The sequence below is a fragment of the Pseudomonas rhizozeae genome (genome assembly GCF_031583775.1).
Taxonomy (GTDB): Bacteria; Pseudomonadota; Gammaproteobacteria; order Pseudomonadales; family Pseudomonadaceae; genus Aquipseudomonas.
The window spans coordinates 17298-33282 of the sequence record NZ_JAVLSB010000053.1; the positions used below are offsets into that span (position 1 = coordinate 17298).

A 15985-nucleotide genomic window follows, 5' to 3' on the forward strand; every position below is an offset into this window, starting at 1 on the left:
GTCGTATTTTGTCTGGAGAGTGACTGAACGTGTTCAACGCCTTAAACGCGGATGATGCTCCGCAACCGCCCAAGGTGCTTTCCACGGCGCTGGAAATTTCCAACACTCTGCGCATGCTGCAAGAAAGCCACGATCCTCTGATCATTACCTTCCACGAACGCAGCCAGCGCTTTCAGAGCTACCTGGTGAACGTTGACCGTGACAGCAACCAGATCGCCCTCGACGAAATGATTCCCCGTGACGGTGAGCGCTTTCTGCTGGCCGGCGAGCCGTACCGGATCGAAGGCTTCCATGACGGCGTGCGCGTCGCCTGGGACAGCAACGGCACGCTCGACATCGGCGAATTCGGGGGGGCGCGCTGCTACCGTGGCACGCTGCCCGACGAAGTGGTCTACCACCAACGCCGCAACGCCTTCCGCGCCGCGCTTAAACTTACCGACCTGGTGAGCATCGAACTGGGCGGCGAAAAGCTCAAGGCGCCAATCCGGGGCAAACTGCTGGACATCTCTGCCACCGGCTGCAAGCTGCGCTTCGACGGCGACATCACCAGCCGCCTGCAATTGGGCCAGGTTTACGATCGCTTCACCGCTGATCTGCCGTTCGGCAGCATGGTGGCGCCGGTCGAGCTGCGTTACCTGCATTTCGAAGAGCGCATCGACACCACCTTCGCCGGCGTGCGCTTCCACAACATGAGTGGCCAGGTACAGCGTCAGGTTGAACGTTTCGTTTATCAGCTGCAGCGCGAAGCGCGACGGTTCGATAAAGACGACATGTGATTCGAGCAGCTCAAAAAAAACGGGCAGTCCTTTGCGGGGACTGCCCGTTTTTTTATGCCTGAGGGTTTAGCGCGGGATCAGGGCCGCGCTTGGGTGAAGTCTGGTGTCTCCGGCTCAGGCGGCTCTTCATCGGTCGCCTGGCCTTGCCACTCAACCTCTGCTTCCGACTCGCCATCAGCGGCGGGCTCGGCGTCTGGTTCGCCCGTGGCTTGGGTACACATCTGATCCTGGACAATCTGCTCGTCGACCCGCGGATCGAGTGCCGCCACCAGCGGCGAACTCGACATGCTGTCGGGCATCGCCACGTGATGCAAGGGCGCATCGTCGACCTGATGCAGGTTGGTCACGGCTTTCGGGCGGATTCGCCACACCAGCACCAATGCAAAGAAGCTGAAGAACGCGTAGAGCATCTGGCTGCCGAACAACTTCATCAGCACCCCCGCCACTAACGGCCCGATGCTCGCCCCGATGCCGTAGGTCACCAGCAGCATGGCGGTCAGCGAGACCCGGCGATCGCCCTCGACATGGTCATTGGAGAACGCCACCGCCAACGGATAAAGGCAGAACTGCACCAGCGAGCAGAGGAACCCCGCTATAAACAGCACCTCCAGCGGCACCTGCGACAGGATGGCCAGCGGCAGCGCAGCCACCGCCAGGCACAGGGCGAAGCAGCGGATCAGCAGCGCTCGATCATAACGATCGGACAACCAGCCCAGCGGCCACTGCACCACCAGCCCGGCGAAAATGCAGCTACCCATGAACAGACCGACCTGCTCGGTGCTCAGCCCTTGCTGCGAAGCGTACAACGGCGCCAGACCGTAAAACGAGCCAACGATCAGACCGGCGCCCAACACGGTACTCAGCGACTGCGGCACACGCTTCATGAAGAAGCGCGGCTCCATCGGCGCCGGACGCAACGGCGCCGGGTGAATCCGCCGGGTCAGTGCCACCGGCACCAGGCACAAGGCGAAACACAGCGCCACCAGCATCAGCAATTCAAGACCCAACGACGGGTGCATGACCAGAATCAACTGACCCAGTACCAGCCCCAAATACGAGGCGATCATATAGCCGCTGAACACCAGCCCGCGCTGCTTGGCCTCGGCCTGCTCATTGAGCCAGCTCTCGATGACCATGTACTGGCACATCATGCCCAGGCCGACGATCATCCGCAGAAACAGCCACGCCGGCAGATAATCCACCAGGCCGTGGCCCAGCACCGCGGCACCGACGATCCCGGCACAGGCCGAATACGCACGAATGTGCCCGACTCGGGCGATCAACCGGTGGCCGATCTTGCCGCCCAGCACCAAGCCGAAATAGTTGGCCGCCATCAACGCACCGACCCACAGACCATCAACGTGATCAGCGGCCAGGCGCAGGGCGAGATAGGTACTCAACAGGCCTGAGCCGATCAACATCATCAGCGAGGCAAAATAGAGCGCTCGAAAGGATTTCCAGATTTCGCGCATCGGTTTTCCGAGCGGCTCCTTGCAGTAAGTATCGGTCTACCTCAACGATAGCCCGACGGCGACGGTTCGTTATGCCTGGGCCGCAAGAACACGCCGTTCCCAGGGAGTTATTTCGTTAAAGAAACTGGTTAACTCCAGGGTCTTCGAAGCGATGTAGCCTTCGATGAACTCAGCGCCGAACAGTTCCCTGGCCAATGGGCTACGAGTCAGACGTTCAAGGGCGGCATGCAAGGTACATGGCAGCGAAAGATTATCCGGCACCACGAACTCGCCCTGGATCGGCGCCGAGGGCTCAAGCTCATGCTCGATGCCGTACAGCCCCGCCGCCAAACTGGCAGCGATGGCCAGATACGGATTGGCGTCAGCGCCCGGCAAACGGTTCTCGACCCGCCGCGCCACCGGTGCACTGGCCGGTATGCGCAAGCCGGCGGAGCGGTTGTCATGGGACCAGCAGGCATTGTTCGGCGAAGCGAACGGGTGGCACAGCCGCTGATACGAATTGACGTTCGGCGCAAACAGCGCGGTCAAGTCGGCCATGCCGGCCTGCTGCCCGCCGATGAAGTGGCGGAACATCGCCGTCGGCTCGCCCACCTCGTCGCTGAACACGTTACGACCACTGACCGCATCCACCACGCTTTGATGAATATGCATCGAACTGCCTGGCGTGTGCGCCAGCGGCTTGGCCATGCAGACCACGGTCAAGCCGTGCTTGAGTGCGACTTCCTTCAGCAGGTGCTTGAACAGGAATGTCTGGTCGGCCAGCAGCAGCGGATCGCCGTGCAGCAGATTGATCTCGAACTGGCTGACGCCCATCTCGTGCATAAAAGTGTCGCGGGGCAAGCCCAACGCGGCCATGCTTTTATAGACTTCGCTGAAAAACGGCCGCAGCCCGTTGTTGGAGCTGACGCTGAACGCCGACTGCCCGTCCTCGCGCCGGCCATCCAGGCCCAGCGGCGGCTGGAACGGCAGGTTCGGGTCGGTGTTCGGCGCGAACACAAAGAACTCCAGCTCGGTCGCCACCACCGGCGCCAGGCCACGAGCGGCGTAACGGGCGATCACCGCTTTGAGTTGGCCGCGGGTCGACAAAGGCGAGGGTTCGCCGCTCAATTCGTCAGCGTCGCAAATAGCCAATGCGCGGGGTTCGTTGCTCCAGGGCAGACGATGGATTTGCTGTGGATCGGCGACCAGCGCCAGGTCACCGTCGTCGCTGCCGTAAAACTTCGCCGCCGGGTAACCGCCCATGATGCATTGCAGCAGCACGCCGCGCGCCAGTTGCAGGCGCCGGCCTTCGAGAAAGCCTTCGGCGGTCATTACTTTGCCCCGTGGCACGCCATTCAAATCCGGCGTGACACATTCAATCTCATCAACGCCGGTCAATCGCTGCGCGAGTGAACACTGGCCATCGGTTGTCATGACGCAATCCTTGTTGTTGTACCAGCCGCGAACGGCGACCCGTACAAAATAGGCTTCGGCTGTTCAGTATTTCAAGCAGCGCAACGCAAATAGCGCTCTGGATCAGGGCTTGGCCGCAGCTGAAACGATAATGCCCGGCGTCAGGGCAGATAAAGGCTGAACAACCCGCCACCCAGCGGCCCGCCATTGGCGATCCGGGTATGACCGCGCACACCGTTGCGCTGATGCAGTTCGGCAATGCGCCCCGCAAAGTACAGGCCCAGGCCGGTGCTGCCGCTGCTCTGATTGATGCCTTGCACGTATTCATCCTGACGTTCGATCATCTGCGCCGGGTAGCCGGCGCCATCATCGTTGATGGTCAGTACGGTTTGCCCGCCGTGGTCGTGCACGCTGATCAACAAGGCGTGGCGGGCATGGCGGATGGCGTTGTTGATGCTGTTGGCCAGCACCGACGCCACCAGCTCGCGATCGAAGAACCCCAGCGGGCTCAGCGGGTCGACTTCATAGGTAGCGACGATGCCTCGGCTGCTGAACACCTCTTGGTGACAGGCCAGTTGCGCTTCGATGAAGTCGTCGAGCTCGTGGTAGTCCGGCTGCATCGGCAACTGATTGACGCCGAGTTTGTACAGCCCCAGCAACTGCACAAGCATGGTATTGAGGTGCGCGAATTCGAAGTCGATCACCCCTTGCTCCGGCGTCAGGCGCTCGGGCTCCGGCAGGCGCGCCAGCCATTGCGCCTGTGCCTGCATCAGCATCGCCAGAGAGTTCTTCATGTCGTGGACAGTGGAGGCAATCACCGTGGAAAAATCCAGTCCTTGATTCTGTTCGCTCATTCGCCAAACGCCTTTATTTTCAGCTTCTGGTAACGCGGGTAGCGCGCGTCCGTGTCGGGCATCATGCCCACCATTTTCAAGCAGCCCCGGCATTCTTCCAGCTCCGCCGACGCAACGCTGGTGTCGGTGCCGTGCAGCAGTGATTGCGCCATGTTCAAGGCAATACTGATGTTTTTCGGCTGCATCGTCAGCGCACGGCGGAACAAGGTCCGCGCTTCGGGCAGATTGCCGGTCTTGTAGACCCGCACGCCTTCGCGGTTGAGCTCGGCGGCGGCGTTGCTGGAACTGAGGATTTCCGGGTCGTCGGTGAGCTTGGCGATGCTTTGCATCACCACCGGGTCGTCGCCGTAGATTTCCGCGCAGTTCTTCAGCATCGAGGCGCCGGCCTTGTCCTGGCCGAGCATCTGCAATTGCTTGGCCACCAGCAACGCGGCCTCGGGGCTCATGAATTGCTCCATGCCTTCGAGGCGCAACATGGCTTGTTCGGTGAGTTTTTCGGCAGTCTCGGCGTCATTGAGCAACAGGCTGGTGGCCTTCATCAAACGCGCGCGGATCTGCAGGCCAGGATCGGCCGGGTTTTCCTTGGCCACCACGCTCAGCGTGGTGTTGATTTCCAGACGCGTGCGGGTGTCCAGGCCTTTGTCGCTGCCCTTGCTGATCAAGGCGTGAGCCAGGCCGAGGTTGCTTTCGGCATCCTTGAACCGCGACTGCGCGCCTTGCGACACCGCTTGCCGATACGCCCGGGAGGCGGTCTCGAAGTCTTCGTTGGTCATCGCCAGTTTGCCCAGTTGCGCCTGGCGACGTACCGCCAGCGGCGACAGACGCACGGCTTCTTCCAGCACCCGCTGCGCGCCCTTGGTGTCGTTCTCCACCACCATGACTTCGGCCATGCCGTCGTACAGCGCCGGCATCATTGGGAAGGCTTTCAGGGCTTTTTCGTAGATCTCTTTGGCTTGCAACACCTGGCCGCGCTTGAAGTGCAAGCGGCCCAGCCCGACGTAGGCCCAAGGCAGCGGACGGTCGGCGAGAATCTGGTTGTACAGGCGCTCCAGCGCTTCGTTCTGGTTCATGTCGCGCAGAGCGTCGGCGCGGTAGCGCAGGCACAACGGCCCGTAGCGCGGATCTTCCTTGCACAGGGCGATGCAGGCGTTAAGCACTTCCATCGGTTTGCCGCGATCCAGTGCCTGCAAGATCGGCTTGAGCAAAGTCTTGCGTTGCTCCAGGCGTTCGAGGCGCTGGGCCAGCCCGGAACGGTTGAACGGTTTGGTCAGATAAGCGTCGGGCTCATGCTCCAGGGCGCTGAGCACCATGGCTTGGCTGCTTTCGGCAGTGACCATCAGAAACACACTTTCGTGGCTGATCAGTTTTTCGATCATCAAGTCTTCGAGCACTTGCTGACCGTTCTTCTTGCCGTCGCCGAGGTGGTAATCCTGCAGAATGAAGTCATAGCGCTTCTGCGAACACATGCGCAGCGCCTGTTCGCCGCTGTCTGCCGTGTCGACGTCCTTGACCCCCAGTTCGCGCAGCATCGAACGCACGGAACTGCGGAAATCCGAGAAATCATCGACGATCAAAAAGCTTTTTTGGTGGTACGCCAGCATCGAAGATTTCCAGGCAAGTCGTAAGTAAACCCAAAGGCATGACCAGGTTATCGGCCAGAAATGGCGAACCATAAGCGCGCGCGAGCACCACTTGATGTTCTCGCCGCTCCTTGCAGACTTAACCGGCCTGGGAGTGCAAGATGCGCAGATTGCCAACGCGCCATGGTGCGCGAATTTGTAATCAACGCCGGGACGGGAAGCGGTTGAACAGATGACGACCAAGCCAGCAGAAACCACCACACCGTTCATTCAATGGGAGGCCCACGCGTGCCTGCCGTTGATTCCCGGGCAGGACATGTCCAGCCTGTTGCGCTATCGCGACGCCGGTTTCCATCATGTGTCGGTCAATGTCGGCATGGACATGACACCCTTCGAAACGGTGGTCAGGGTCATCGCGGGCTTCAGAAGCTGGCTGCATCAACATCCGGACGACTTTGCGCTGGCGGGCACCCTCGACGATATCTTCCAGGCACGTCAGCAGTGCAGGCTTGCGGTTTCGTTCGACCTCGAAGGTTCAAGCATGCTGCTGCGCGACCCTGCCATGGTCGAACTGTTCGCCCATTCCGGGGTGCGCCAGATGTTGCTGGCCTACAACAGGGACAACGATTGCGCCGGCGGATGCCATGGCGCGGGGATGGGTTTGAGTCCACTGGGGCGCAAGGTTGTCGGCGCGATGAACAGCGCTGGCATCACCGTCGATTGTTCCCACGCGAGCAAGCGCTCAAGCCTGGAGACGATGGACATTTCACAGCGCCCGGCGATCTTCTCCCACACCAACATCAAAGCTCTGTACGACCACCCTCGGACTATCGATGACGAACAGATTCACGCGTGCGCGGCCCAGGGTGGCGTGATCGGTCTGACGGGTCTGGGCATCTTCTTGGGCGATCCATCCGCTTCTGTGGCGGCATTCGTACGACAAATCGACTATCTGGCGGAGCGCGTCGGCACACGCCATATCGGCCTGGGCCTGGACACCGAGTTGAGCCCTGAACATGACGATTTGCCCGCCGGCGTGAACCAAGAAGACTGGTGGCCACATCAACACTATGGGCCAATGACCGGGCATACCCAGTTGCAGCCAGCAACGCTCGGCGAGGTCGCTCGACAACTCACGAGTCTCGGCTACACACAAGCGGACATCCACGCTATCTATGGTGGAAACATGATGCGGATTGCCGCCGCTACTTGGCCGACTCGTTGAGCAGACCTTCAAGCGGTTTTATCTTGCAGTTGTCTGCACTGATCGAGCTGGTTTTTGTTCAGAGAGCCGAAGCGCCTCGTTCTGGTCGCCGACTTCATGAATCAGCTCGATCAACGCGCGCAATCCGGCGGGCACATGCCGATGGCCCGAATAATAAAGCGACAGCCCCGGCGCGGGCGGCGTCCAGTCTTCCAGCACTGAGATCAGGCGGCCATTGGCGAGGTCATCGGCCACGTACCACTCGGCCACCTGCGCCAGGCCGAGCCCTTGGCGCACCGCCTCAAGCATCAGAATCGGCGAATCGAGCACCAAGGTGCCGGGTACATCAAGATTGAACGCCTGCTCGTCTTCAATGAAATTCCAGGGCGACGGCACGCCGCTGGGCATGCGTGCGCGGATGCAGCAATGCTCGGCCAGATCCGCCGGCGTTCGCGGGGTTGGCTGGCGAGCGAAATAATCGGCAGAGGCCACCACCCTCATTGCAACCTCTTGGGTGAGCGGCACGCGGATCATGTCTTGTGGCACTTTCGAACTGGCGCGCAGGCCAGCGTCGAACCCTTCGGCAATGATGTCGACCAATCGACCTTCGGTGGAGATGTCCACGGTCATGGCTGGATAGCGCTGAAGGAACCGCAACAGGATCGGTTCAAACACCATCAGCGCCGCCCCCAGTGAACTGTTGATCCGCAGGGTACCGCTCGGGATCGCCGTGTGTTCCGCCACCGCGGCCATCGCTTCCTGGATGTTGATCACCGATGGGCCGATTTGCGCGACGAAACGTTGTCCAGCCTCGGTCAGCGACACGCTGCGAGTGGTGCGATGGAACAGCCGCGCACCAAGTCGCGCTTCCAGGCTGGCCACCGCATTACTGACCGCAGTAGTCGACATGTCCAGCTCCAGTGCCGCCGCACGAAAACCCTGGCGTCTCGCGACGGCGAGCACCACTTCCAGTTCAGTCAGACCGCTTTTGTACATTGTCCCGCTTACCGTAATAGCTCGTCCGTGTTTGATCCTATTATCAAAACACTGCGCTGTCCCTAAATTGTTCCTGTGCTTTCCCATCGCTAACCATCAGGAACACACCCATGTGGAAGATTGATCAGGCATACATCGACGGCGCGTTTGTGCCGGTCAGTGGCAAAGAAGTCGTCCAGAGCCTCAATCCGGCAACGGAACAGGTTATCGGTACTGCCATCCTGGGCAGCCGTGAGGATGCCAAGCGCGCAATCGCCGCTGCACATCGCGCGCAACAGGCATTGGGCCAGACCGGTAAAGCCGAGCGGATCGACATGCTCCGCAGCCTGCAAGCGGCAGTGCTTGCGAGCAGCGACCCGATTCGCGACAGCGCCATCGAGGAATACGGCGCACCGCTGGCCCGCGCGCAGTGGGTCAGCCAATACGCTTCGCAGTGCTTTGCCAACGCTGCGCAGACACTGGCCGACTACCCGCTCACGCGGCACATCGGCGCCACCCGCGTGATGATGGAACCGGTGGGTGTGGCCGGGTTGATCGCCCCTTGGAACAGCACCGCCGGCACTGTCTGCAGCAAACTGGCCTCGGCCATTGCCGCCGGCTGCGCGTCGGTGATCAAGCCCAGCGAATTGAGCCCTATCCAAACCCAAGTGCTGGCGGACGCGTTGCATCGCGCCGGTTTGCCCGGCGGGGTGTTCAACATCCTGCTCGGCCGTGGCAACGACGTCGGCGACGAAATCAGCAGCAGTGCGTTGATCAGCAAAATCTCTTTCACAGGCTCGACCCCTACCGGCAAAGTCATTGCCCGCGCCGGCCTGGACACCCTGAAAAGGGTCAGTCTGGCATTGACCGGCAAATCCGCTTCGCTGGTCCTCGAAGATGCCGACCTCACCAACGCCATTCCCTTGGCGGTGAACGCCGCTTTCATGAATAACGGCCAGGCCTGTGTGGCGGGTACGCGACTGCTGGTGCCGCGCCGCCGACTGACCGAGGTCATCGAACGGGTACAAGCCTTCGTCGGCAACCTGCGCGTCGGCGATCCGCATGCCCCTTCCACCGACCTCGGGCCCCTGGTCAACCGCGCGCAATACGAGCGCGTGCAGGGTTTTATCCGTCGCGGCCAAGAACAAGGTGCGCGTTTGATCGTTGGCGGCGAAGGCCGGCCGCTGGGCCTCGAGCAAGGCTTCTTCGTCAAACCCACGGTATTCGCCGAGGTCACCAACGACATGGACATCGCCCAGGCGGAAATCTTTGGCCCGGTGCTTTCGATTATCGCTTACGACGACGAAGACCACGCCGTCGACATCGCCAATGACTCGATCTACGGCTTGCAGGCGTATGTGTTTTCGTCGCAACCACAGCGGGCCCTACGGATTGCCGCGCGGTTGCAGGCAGGCACTGTGCTGATTAATCGAATCGCTCCCGACTTGCTCGCGCCGTTTGGCGGAATGAAGCAATCGGGAATTGGACGCGAGTTTGGGGCGATGGGCTTGGAGGCGTTTTTGGAGGCGAAGGTGGTGGCTTCGGCTGAATGCGTGTGAGGCCTTTGAAAGTGGTGTCCCAGGGCAGGTTCGAACTGCCAACCTTCCCCTTAGGAGGGGGATGCTCTATCCAATTGAGCTACTGAGACACAGGTCGACCGCGAAGAAAACGCGGTGCGAGAGACGGCGTGCATGTTAACGGTCGGGTCCGCTTTTGTCATGTCGTCCGTAGGGCTTTTTCCCCGCAGACAAACTGCCTCGCGAGTGCTGGCCCCACAGCATCGTGCAGTTTGCAACGCGGCGAAATTGGCGGCATTGCACAATGCAATGACAGGCCACCTCGGAATACCAATAACTAATTGTTTTTAATAGGTTTTTTTACAAATAACTTGTTGGCATGACGACTGCTTTATCCCTCTGTAGAGAATAAAGGAGTCGCGTCATGAACAGAGCCCTACTGCTAGCCAACGCCACCGCCCTGACGGTGCTCTTGGGCACTCATTTCATGCCGCATGCCGAAACCCTCGACGTTGTATACGGGGCGCCTGTGCACACTGCGCCGCAGCACTTGGCACAACTGGCGGTGATGAGTGACGACGCGCTGACTGTCAACGACCAGAGCGCTCCGGCCACTGCAGAGTTATCTCAACGGTTAGTTTTCTGAATTTCGAATGTTGGAGGCAAACATGTCCAAATCAGCTTTAGTGCTTTTGATCCTGGCACTGGTGAGCGGGCTGATCCATTGGTCGCTGCCACACGGGTCGTCGGCTACCTTGCCCCTGATCGCCAGCGGCGTGTTTAGTGTGATGTTTTTGTTCGCACTGATCGTCGGCCGCCGGATCAAGTTTGACCCTGTTTTACGCTGAATCTCCTTTCGCGCCTGCACTCGTTCAGGCGCATTGTTATATGCCGTCCATCCTGCAATCCCCTCTCCAGGCACCTTTACGCTAGTAAATCGGCCAATTGCCACTATCCTGTACCAGTAGGGACGCAAGATTCATTGCGCCGTGTGCCGACCTTTGGATGCGCACGCATGTGCCGTCAGGTTTGCAGACGCGGGCAGTGATACGGGCACAGGAAACTTTTCAAACCAGTCCGCATTTCTGATAATTGGTGCTGGCATAAAGCCTTTATCCAGTTCAATATTTGTCACAGAATTGACGCCAATGATCTGGCTACTTTGAGGCATGATGCGGGCCTCTTAACAATTCAGGTTGAACCATTTGGCTGAAAACCTTGTCCTACCAGACATCGTTCGGCTAATCCCGAGAACCGCTTCCCTGAACTAACCGGTTAAATATATGCGCCCATTGAAACAGGCAATTTATTCCAGCCGTACGGCTGACAAGTTCGTCGTACGTCTGCCAGACGGAATGCGTGAACGCATTGCCGAGGTGGCTCGCAATCATCATCGCAGCATGAACTCCGAAATCATCGCGCGCCTGGAGCAGAGCCTTATTCAGGAAGGTGCACTGGGTGAAGAACTGAGCATGCGCCTGGACAGCCCTGAATTGTCCTTGCACGAACGCGAATTGCTTCAACGCTTCCGCCAACTGTCCCATCGTCAGCAAAATGCACTGGTTTCGCTGATCGCTCACGACGCCGAACTGGCAGCCGACGCTTCCTGATTCAGCCCAAACAACTCAAGCCAGCCTAGCGCTGGCTTTTTTTCGTCCATGGTTTGCTTACTGCAAATTCCCAGACACAAAAAAACCCGCCAATTGGCGGGTTTTTGTTTGGAGCGGTCTCAAAGCAAGAATATCGTCGCCAGCCCCAAGAAGATGAAGAAGCCACCACTGTCGGTCATCGCCGTGATCATCACACTGGCACCCATTGCCGGATCACGCCCCAGCCGCGCCAATGTCATTGGGATCAACACCCCCATCAGCGCCGCCAGCAATAGGTTCAGCGTCATGGCGGCGGTCATCACCACGCCCAGCGACCAACTGCCATAAAGCAGGTACGCCACCACACCAATCACGCCACCCCACACCAGTCCATTGATCAATCCCACCGCCAACTCTTTGCGCATCAGCCGCGAAGTATTGCCGGTGCTGACCTGGTCGAGTGCCATCGCCCGCACAATCATGGTGATGGTCTGGTTGCCGGAGTTGCCGCCGATACCCGCCACGATCGGCATCAGTGCCGCCAGCGCCACCAGCTTCTCGATCGAGCCTTCAAACAGGCCGATCACCCGGGACGCGACAAACGCCGTCACCAGATTGACCGCCAGCCAGGCCCAACGGTTACGCAGGGACTTCCAGACCGAGGCGAAGATGTCTTCTTCTTCGCGCAGACCCGCCATGTTGAGGACTTCGTTTTCGCTCTCTTCACGGATCAGGTCGACCATTTCATCGATGGTCAAACGGCCAATCAGCTTGCCGTTCTTGTCGACCACCGGCGCCGAGATCAAGTCATAACGCTCGAACGCCTGGGCTGCGTCGTAGGCATCTTCATCCGGATGGAAACTCACCGGATCATTGGCCATGACGTCCGCGACCTGTTTGTCCGGATCATTGACCAGCAGTCGCTTGATCGGCAGCACGCCCTTGAGCACACCGCCGTAGTCGACCACGAACAATTTATCGGTGTGGCCCGGCAGCTCCTTGAGGCGACGCAGGTAGCGCAGTACCACTTCGAGGCTGACGTCTTCGCGGATGGTGACCATCTCGAAGTCCATCAGTGCGCCGACCTGTTCTTCGTCATAGGACAGCGCCGAACGCACGCGCTCGCGCTGTTGGCTATCGAGCGCCTCCATGAGTTCGTGAACGACGTCTCGCGGCAGCTCGGGCGCCAGGTCAGCAAGTTCGTCGGCGTCCATCTCCTTGGCGGCCGCCAGGAGTTCGTGATCGTCCATGTCGGCGATCAGGGTTTCCCGCACCGAGTCGGACACTTCGAGGAGGATGTCGCCGTCGCGCTCAGCCTTCACCAACTGCCAGACCGTCAGACGATCTTCGAGTGGCAAGGCTTCAAGAATGTAGGCAACGTCGGCGGAGTGCAGGTCATCAAGCTTGCGCTGCAGCTCGACGAGGTTCTGCCGGTGGACCAGATTCTCGATCCGGTCGTTATGCGGACCTTCCTGGCGATGAGTCAGGTCTTCGACCACACGCTGGCGCTGCAGCAACTCAACGACTTGAGCGAGGCGGTCTTGCAGGCTGTCTTGCGGTTTTCTTACTTCAACTTCGGTCATAGGCGAACTCCACTCCCAGCAGCGGGGCGCGCCGGAAGGATCAATCAGTCAATTCATGATTGGAAAAACGGGGTACTGAGTAACTACTGGGTAAGTCCATGGAAGTATTCCAAAAGCCCCGGCGGGGCTGACGGGCGCAATGATACACCGCCTGACGGTTTTAAACGTTAAAAAATCATGGCTAGAACAAGCGCTTGCGAGACAAACCTGAGTGCGCTCCTGATCCATAGAAGTGCGACGACTTATTCTGAAAAGAAAACACACCGGCATCGCAAAATGTAGCGACTACCCTTGTCGATAACCGTCATGGAGGACGCCCTATTGTCATCGAGTCCACGCTGTTTTCTGCTACTCGCCCTACTCTGCCTGCCTCTTGCCAGCACCGCGACCACTGTTCACCGCTGCGAGGACAGCGAAGGCCGCATCACTTTCACCACGCTCAGTTGCACCGCTGGTGAACGGCTTACGCAGCTTGAAGTCCGCACGTATCTACCGGGCAGCACCGCTGCGGTAATGGACGTGGAAAGCACCGACACATCAGGTATGAAAATGCCACCTCGACCACTTGTGGTGGTTGGCCGGCAAGAAGCGCCTTGCGAACCGCCCATCGATGCCAGGCAACGGCGAGATGCCATTCTCAACAAACGAATCATTGCCGGTATGACCGTGCAGGATGTTGAAAGCGCGCTCGGCAAGCCGGACAAGATCAATATTCGCAATTCAAGCACGAGCTATCGCTACACAGCCAAACGAGGACGCAGTGCGCAGGTGGTGTTCGATGAGAAAGGTTGTGTAAAAGGCAAACCGCAGACGGCAAAAAGCCCGCAGTAAATGCGGGCTTTTTGGTATTTGGTGCACTCGACAGGATTCGAACCTGTGACCGCTCGGTTCGTAGCCGAGTACTCTATCCAGCTGAGCTACGAGTGCAAGTTGTGTTTTTAGACCAGATCACAACTGGTTATAGCAAAGTCACTTACATCACTGCAAATAACTCTTAAATGGTGCACTCGACAGGATTCGAACCTGTGACCGCTCGGTTCGTAGCCGAGTACTCTATCCAGCTGAGCTACGAGTGCATTTGTTGCCGCGCATTATAGGCCGTCGGATCTTTTTGTAAAGCGCTTATTTCTAGTAATTTCAACAACTTACCGAAGAAGCCAGATGACAACGTACTAAACAAATAATGGCGGAGAACGGGGGATTCGAACCCCCGACACCCTTTTGAGGTGTACTCCCTTAGCAGGGGAGCGCCTTCGGCCACTCGGCCAGCTCTCCGCAACACGGGGCGTATATTAACCAGCTTCTTCCCCGTTTGCAAACACAAAAAACGATAAAAATTAATGGCTTGGTTCTTCGTCCTTCTCTTTCTTTATACGCAGGTAAATTTCTTCACGATGGACCGCCACCTCTTTGGGAGCGTTGACACCGATACGCACTTGATTTCCTTTGACGCCGAGCACGGTCACCGTGATTTCGCCGTCACCAATAATCAGGCTCTCTGCGCACCGACGAGTCAAAATCAGCATACCTATCTCCTCACGCGAGTCAGTTCAGGGACTACAGTCTGCAAAAAAAAGGCATGTGACCTACAACCGGAACGATCGCAGCCCTACAACGCCTAGTATTGACCAGCGCGAGCAAAAGAACAGTTTTGGGATCGCGCCGTTCTTGAAAGAAGGCACGGCCAGATCAGGCCGTGCCCCAGCGACAACGCATTACTCGCCCTGGCGGGCCGGCGCGTCGAGTTCGAAAGCCGTGTGCAATGCACGCACGGCCAGCTCCAGGTACTTCTCTTCGATCACGACCGACACCTTGATTTCGGAGGTCGAGATCATCTGGATATTGATGCTTTCCTTAGCCAGGGATTCGAACATCCGGCTGGCCACGCCTGCGTGCGAGCGCATGCCGACGCCGACGATCGACACCTTGGCAATCTTGATGTCGCCCACCACTTCACGGGCACCGATCTCGCGAGCGGTGTTTTCCAGCACAGTCTGTGCGGCCTGGAAGTCATTACGGTGTACGGTGAAGGTGAAGTCGGTGGTGTTATCGTGCGCAACGTTCTGCACGATCATGTCGACTTCGATGTTCGCGGCACTGATCGGGCCGAGGATCTTGAAGGCCACGCCCGGGGTGTCTGGCACGCCACGGATGGTCAGCTTGGCTTCATCGCGATTGAAAGCGATGCCGGAAATGATCGGCTGTTCCATGGTTTCCTCTTCATCAATAGTAATGAGGGTGCCCGGACCCTCCTTGAAGCTGTGCAGTACGCGCAGCGGAACGTTGTACTTGCCGGCGAATTCCACCGCACGGATCTGCAGCACCTTGGAACCGAGACTGGCCATTTCCAGCATCTCTTCGAAGGTGATCTTGTCCAGGCGCTGGGCCACAGACACCACACGCGGGTCGGTGGTGTACACCCCGTCGACGTCGGTGTAGATCTGGCATTCGTCAGCCTTCAAGGCCGCTGCCAGCGCCACGCCAGTGGTATCGGAACCGCCACGCCCCAGAGTGGTGATGTTGCCGTGCTCGTCAACGCCCTGGAAACCGGCGACAACCACCACACGACCGGACTTCAAATCACCGCGAATCTTCTGGTCATCAATCTGCAAGATACGCGCTTTATTGTGCGCGCTGTCCGTCAGGATCCGTACCTGGTTGCCGGTGTACGACACCGCAGGCACGCCGCGCTTGATCAGTGCCATGGCCAACAGGGCAATCGTCACCTGCTCGCCGGTGGAAACAATCACGTCCAGCTCACGCGGGACCGGCTGATCGTCGCCGCTGATTTGCTTGGCCAGATCGATCAGACGGTTGGTCTCGCCGCTCATTGCAGACAGCACAACCACCAGGTCATCGCCGGCATCGCGGAATTTCTTAACCTTGTCGGCGACCTGCTCGATTCTCTCGACAGTGCCGACTGAGGTGCCTCCAAATTTCTGTACGATCAAAGCCATTTCAAAGCCGCCTCTGCCCATGAAGGGCGCCCAATAATCAAACAGCTGCGAAGCCCGTCACTCGACAACGGGCTCGGCACGCAGCC

General features: G+C 59.0%; 15 protein-coding genes and 4 tRNA genes. 7 read left to right on the forward strand and 12 right to left on the reverse strand.

What is annotated here, in order from left to right:
* Positions 1 to 29: 29 nt before the first annotated feature.
* The gene (locus tag RG836_RS18450; protein WP_310848207.1) at positions 30 to 776 is read left to right on the forward strand and encodes a flagellar brake protein; all 747 of its coding nucleotides are present in this window, start codon (positions 30 to 32) and stop codon (positions 774 to 776) included.
* A gap of 77 nt (positions 777 to 853) precedes the next feature.
* On the opposite strand, the gene RG836_RS18455 is transcribed toward RG836_RS18450, so the two are convergent.
* The 4 genes from RG836_RS18455 to RG836_RS18470 form a co-directional block, all read right to left on the reverse strand.
* The gene (locus RG836_RS18455; protein ID WP_310848209.1) at positions 854 to 2248 is read right to left on the reverse strand and encodes an MFS transporter; all 1395 of its coding nucleotides are present in this window, start codon (positions 2246 to 2248) and stop codon (positions 854 to 856) included.
* A gap of 69 nt (positions 2249 to 2317) precedes the next feature.
* Positions 2318 to 3559, reverse strand: coding sequence for a glutamine synthetase family protein (locus RG836_RS18460; RefSeq protein WP_310848473.1), 1242 nt, complete (start codon positions 3557 to 3559; stop codon positions 2318 to 2320).
* A 242-nt stretch (positions 3560 to 3801) separates the two neighbouring features.
* Positions 3802 to 4494, reverse strand: coding sequence for a sensor histidine kinase (locus RG836_RS18465; protein WP_310848211.1), 693 nt, complete (start codon positions 4492 to 4494; stop codon positions 3802 to 3804).
* Complete coding sequence (locus RG836_RS18470) at positions 4491 to 6095, reverse strand: response regulator (protein ID WP_310848213.1); 1605 nt, start codon at positions 6093 to 6095, stop codon at positions 4491 to 4493. The genes RG836_RS18465 and RG836_RS18470 overlap by 4 nt, the downstream gene beginning before the upstream one ends.
* 211 nt (positions 6096 to 6306) lie before the next feature.
* On the opposite strand from RG836_RS18470, the gene RG836_RS18475 reads away from it, so the two are divergent.
* Positions 6307 to 7299: a membrane dipeptidase gene (locus RG836_RS18475; RefSeq protein WP_310848215.1), complete on the forward strand. Its 993-nt coding sequence runs from the start codon at positions 6307 to 6309 to the stop codon at positions 7297 to 7299.
* A gap of 18 nt (positions 7300 to 7317) precedes the next feature.
* Here the strand turns inward: RG836_RS18475 and RG836_RS18480 are convergent, their stop codons facing one another.
* Positions 7318 to 8274 (reverse strand): LysR family transcriptional regulator, encoded by a 957-nt coding sequence (locus tag RG836_RS18480; protein WP_310848217.1) that lies wholly within the window; start codon positions 8272 to 8274, stop codon positions 7318 to 7320.
* Positions 8275 to 8384: 110 nt separating this feature from the next.
* Here RG836_RS18480 and RG836_RS18485 point away from each other — a divergent pair, with 110 nt between their 5' ends.
* Positions 8385 to 9812: an aldehyde dehydrogenase family protein gene (locus RG836_RS18485; RefSeq protein WP_310848219.1), complete on the forward strand. Its 1428-nt coding sequence runs from the start codon at positions 8385 to 8387 to the stop codon at positions 9810 to 9812.
* Positions 9813 to 9824: 12 nt separating this feature from the next.
* Here the strand turns inward: RG836_RS18485 and RG836_RS18490 are convergent.
* Positions 9825 to 9901, reverse strand: a tRNA-Arg gene (locus RG836_RS18490).
* Positions 9902 to 10194: 293 nt separating this feature from the next.
* Here RG836_RS18490 and RG836_RS18495 point away from each other — a divergent pair.
* The 3 genes from RG836_RS18495 to RG836_RS18505 all read left to right on the forward strand — a co-directional run bounded on the left by RG836_RS18495 (position 10195) and on the right by RG836_RS18505 (position 11380).
* The gene (locus RG836_RS18495; RefSeq protein ID WP_310848221.1) at positions 10195 to 10416 is read left to right on the forward strand and encodes a hypothetical protein; all 222 of its coding nucleotides are present in this window, start codon (positions 10195 to 10197) and stop codon (positions 10414 to 10416) included.
* 22 nt (positions 10417 to 10438) lie between these two features.
* Complete coding sequence (locus RG836_RS18500; RefSeq protein WP_310848223.1) at positions 10439 to 10618, forward strand: PA3371 family protein; 180 nt, start codon at positions 10439 to 10441, stop codon at positions 10616 to 10618.
* Positions 10619 to 11053: 435 nt separating this feature from the next.
* Positions 11054 to 11380, forward strand: coding sequence for an Arc family DNA-binding protein (locus RG836_RS18505; RefSeq protein ID WP_028620557.1), 327 nt, complete (start codon positions 11054 to 11056; stop codon positions 11378 to 11380).
* A 119-nt stretch (positions 11381 to 11499) separates the two neighbouring features.
* Here the strand turns inward: RG836_RS18505 and mgtE are convergent, their stop codons facing one another.
* Positions 11500 to 12942, reverse strand: a complete 1443-nt coding sequence (mgtE, locus tag RG836_RS18510; RefSeq protein ID WP_310848225.1) for a magnesium transporter — start codon at positions 12940 to 12942, stop codon at positions 11500 to 11502.
* 306 nt (positions 12943 to 13248) lie between these two features.
* On the opposite strand from mgtE, the gene RG836_RS18515 reads away from it, so the two are divergent.
* Positions 13249 to 13773 (forward strand): DUF4124 domain-containing protein, encoded by a 525-nt coding sequence (locus tag RG836_RS18515; RefSeq protein WP_310848227.1) that lies wholly within the window; start codon positions 13249 to 13251, stop codon positions 13771 to 13773.
* A gap of 19 nt (positions 13774 to 13792) precedes the next feature.
* On the opposite strand, the gene RG836_RS18520 is transcribed toward RG836_RS18515, so the two are convergent.
* From RG836_RS18520 to RG836_RS18540, 5 genes are all read right to left on the reverse strand, one after another.
* A tRNA-Arg gene (locus tag RG836_RS18520) sits at positions 13793 to 13869 on the reverse strand.
* A 72-nt stretch (positions 13870 to 13941) separates the two neighbouring features.
* Positions 13942 to 14018 (reverse strand) — tRNA-Arg (locus RG836_RS18525).
* A gap of 108 nt (positions 14019 to 14126) precedes the next feature.
* Positions 14127 to 14217 (reverse strand) — tRNA-Ser (locus RG836_RS18530).
* Positions 14218 to 14279: 62 nt separating this feature from the next.
* A complete protein-coding gene (gene csrA / locus RG836_RS18535; protein WP_002554426.1) occupies positions 14280 to 14468 on the reverse strand; it encodes a carbon storage regulator CsrA in 189 nt (62 codons plus the stop codon).
* A 189-nt stretch (positions 14469 to 14657) separates the two neighbouring features.
* The gene (locus RG836_RS18540; RefSeq protein ID WP_310848229.1) at positions 14658 to 15899 is read right to left on the reverse strand and encodes an aspartate kinase; all 1242 of its coding nucleotides are present in this window, start codon (positions 15897 to 15899) and stop codon (positions 14658 to 14660) included.
* Between the last annotated feature and the right edge of the window lie 86 nt (positions 15900 to 15985).

Bases quoted from the DNA above. Each gene is read 5' to 3' on its own strand.
- RG836_RS18460 (WP_310848473.1), bottom strand. From the start codon at position 3,559: ATGACCGCCGAAGGCTTTCTCGAAGGCCGGCGCCTGCAACTGGCGCGC.
- RG836_RS18540 (WP_310848229.1), bottom strand. From the start codon at position 15,899: ATGGCTTTGATCGTACAGAAATTTGGAGGCACCTCAGTCGGCACTGTC.
- RG836_RS18485 (WP_310848219.1), top strand. From the start codon at position 8,385: ATGTGGAAGATTGATCAGGCATACATCGACGGCGCGTTTGTGCCGGTC.
- RG836_RS18505 (WP_028620557.1), top strand. From the start codon at position 11,054: ATGCGCCCATTGAAACAGGCAATTTATTCCAGCCGTACGGCTGACAAG.
- RG836_RS18455 (WP_310848209.1), bottom strand. From the start codon at position 2,248: ATGCGCGAAATCTGGAAATCCTTTCGAGCGCTCTATTTTGCCTCGCTG.
- RG836_RS18475 (WP_310848215.1), top strand. From the start codon at position 6,307: ATGACGACCAAGCCAGCAGAAACCACCACACCGTTCATTCAATGGGAG.
- csrA (WP_002554426.1), bottom strand. From the start codon at position 14,468: ATGCTGATTTTGACTCGTCGGTGCGCAGAGAGCCTGATTATTGGTGAC.
- mgtE (WP_310848225.1), bottom strand. From the start codon at position 12,942: ATGACCGAAGTTGAAGTAAGAAAACCGCAAGACAGCCTGCAAGACCGC.
- RG836_RS18500 (WP_310848223.1), top strand. From the start codon at position 10,439: ATGTCCAAATCAGCTTTAGTGCTTTTGATCCTGGCACTGGTGAGCGGG.
- RG836_RS18465 (WP_310848211.1), bottom strand. From the start codon at position 4,494: ATGAGCGAACAGAATCAAGGACTGGATTTTTCCACGGTGATTGCCTCC.
- RG836_RS18480 (WP_310848217.1), bottom strand. From the start codon at position 8,274: ATGTACAAAAGCGGTCTGACTGAACTGGAAGTGGTGCTCGCCGTCGCG.
- RG836_RS18470 (WP_310848213.1), bottom strand. From the start codon at position 6,095: ATGCTGGCGTACCACCAAAAAAGCTTTTTGATCGTCGATGATTTCTCG.
- RG836_RS18495 (WP_310848221.1), top strand. From the start codon at position 10,195: ATGAACAGAGCCCTACTGCTAGCCAACGCCACCGCCCTGACGGTGCTC.
- RG836_RS18515 (WP_310848227.1), top strand. From the start codon at position 13,249: ATGGAGGACGCCCTATTGTCATCGAGTCCACGCTGTTTTCTGCTACTC.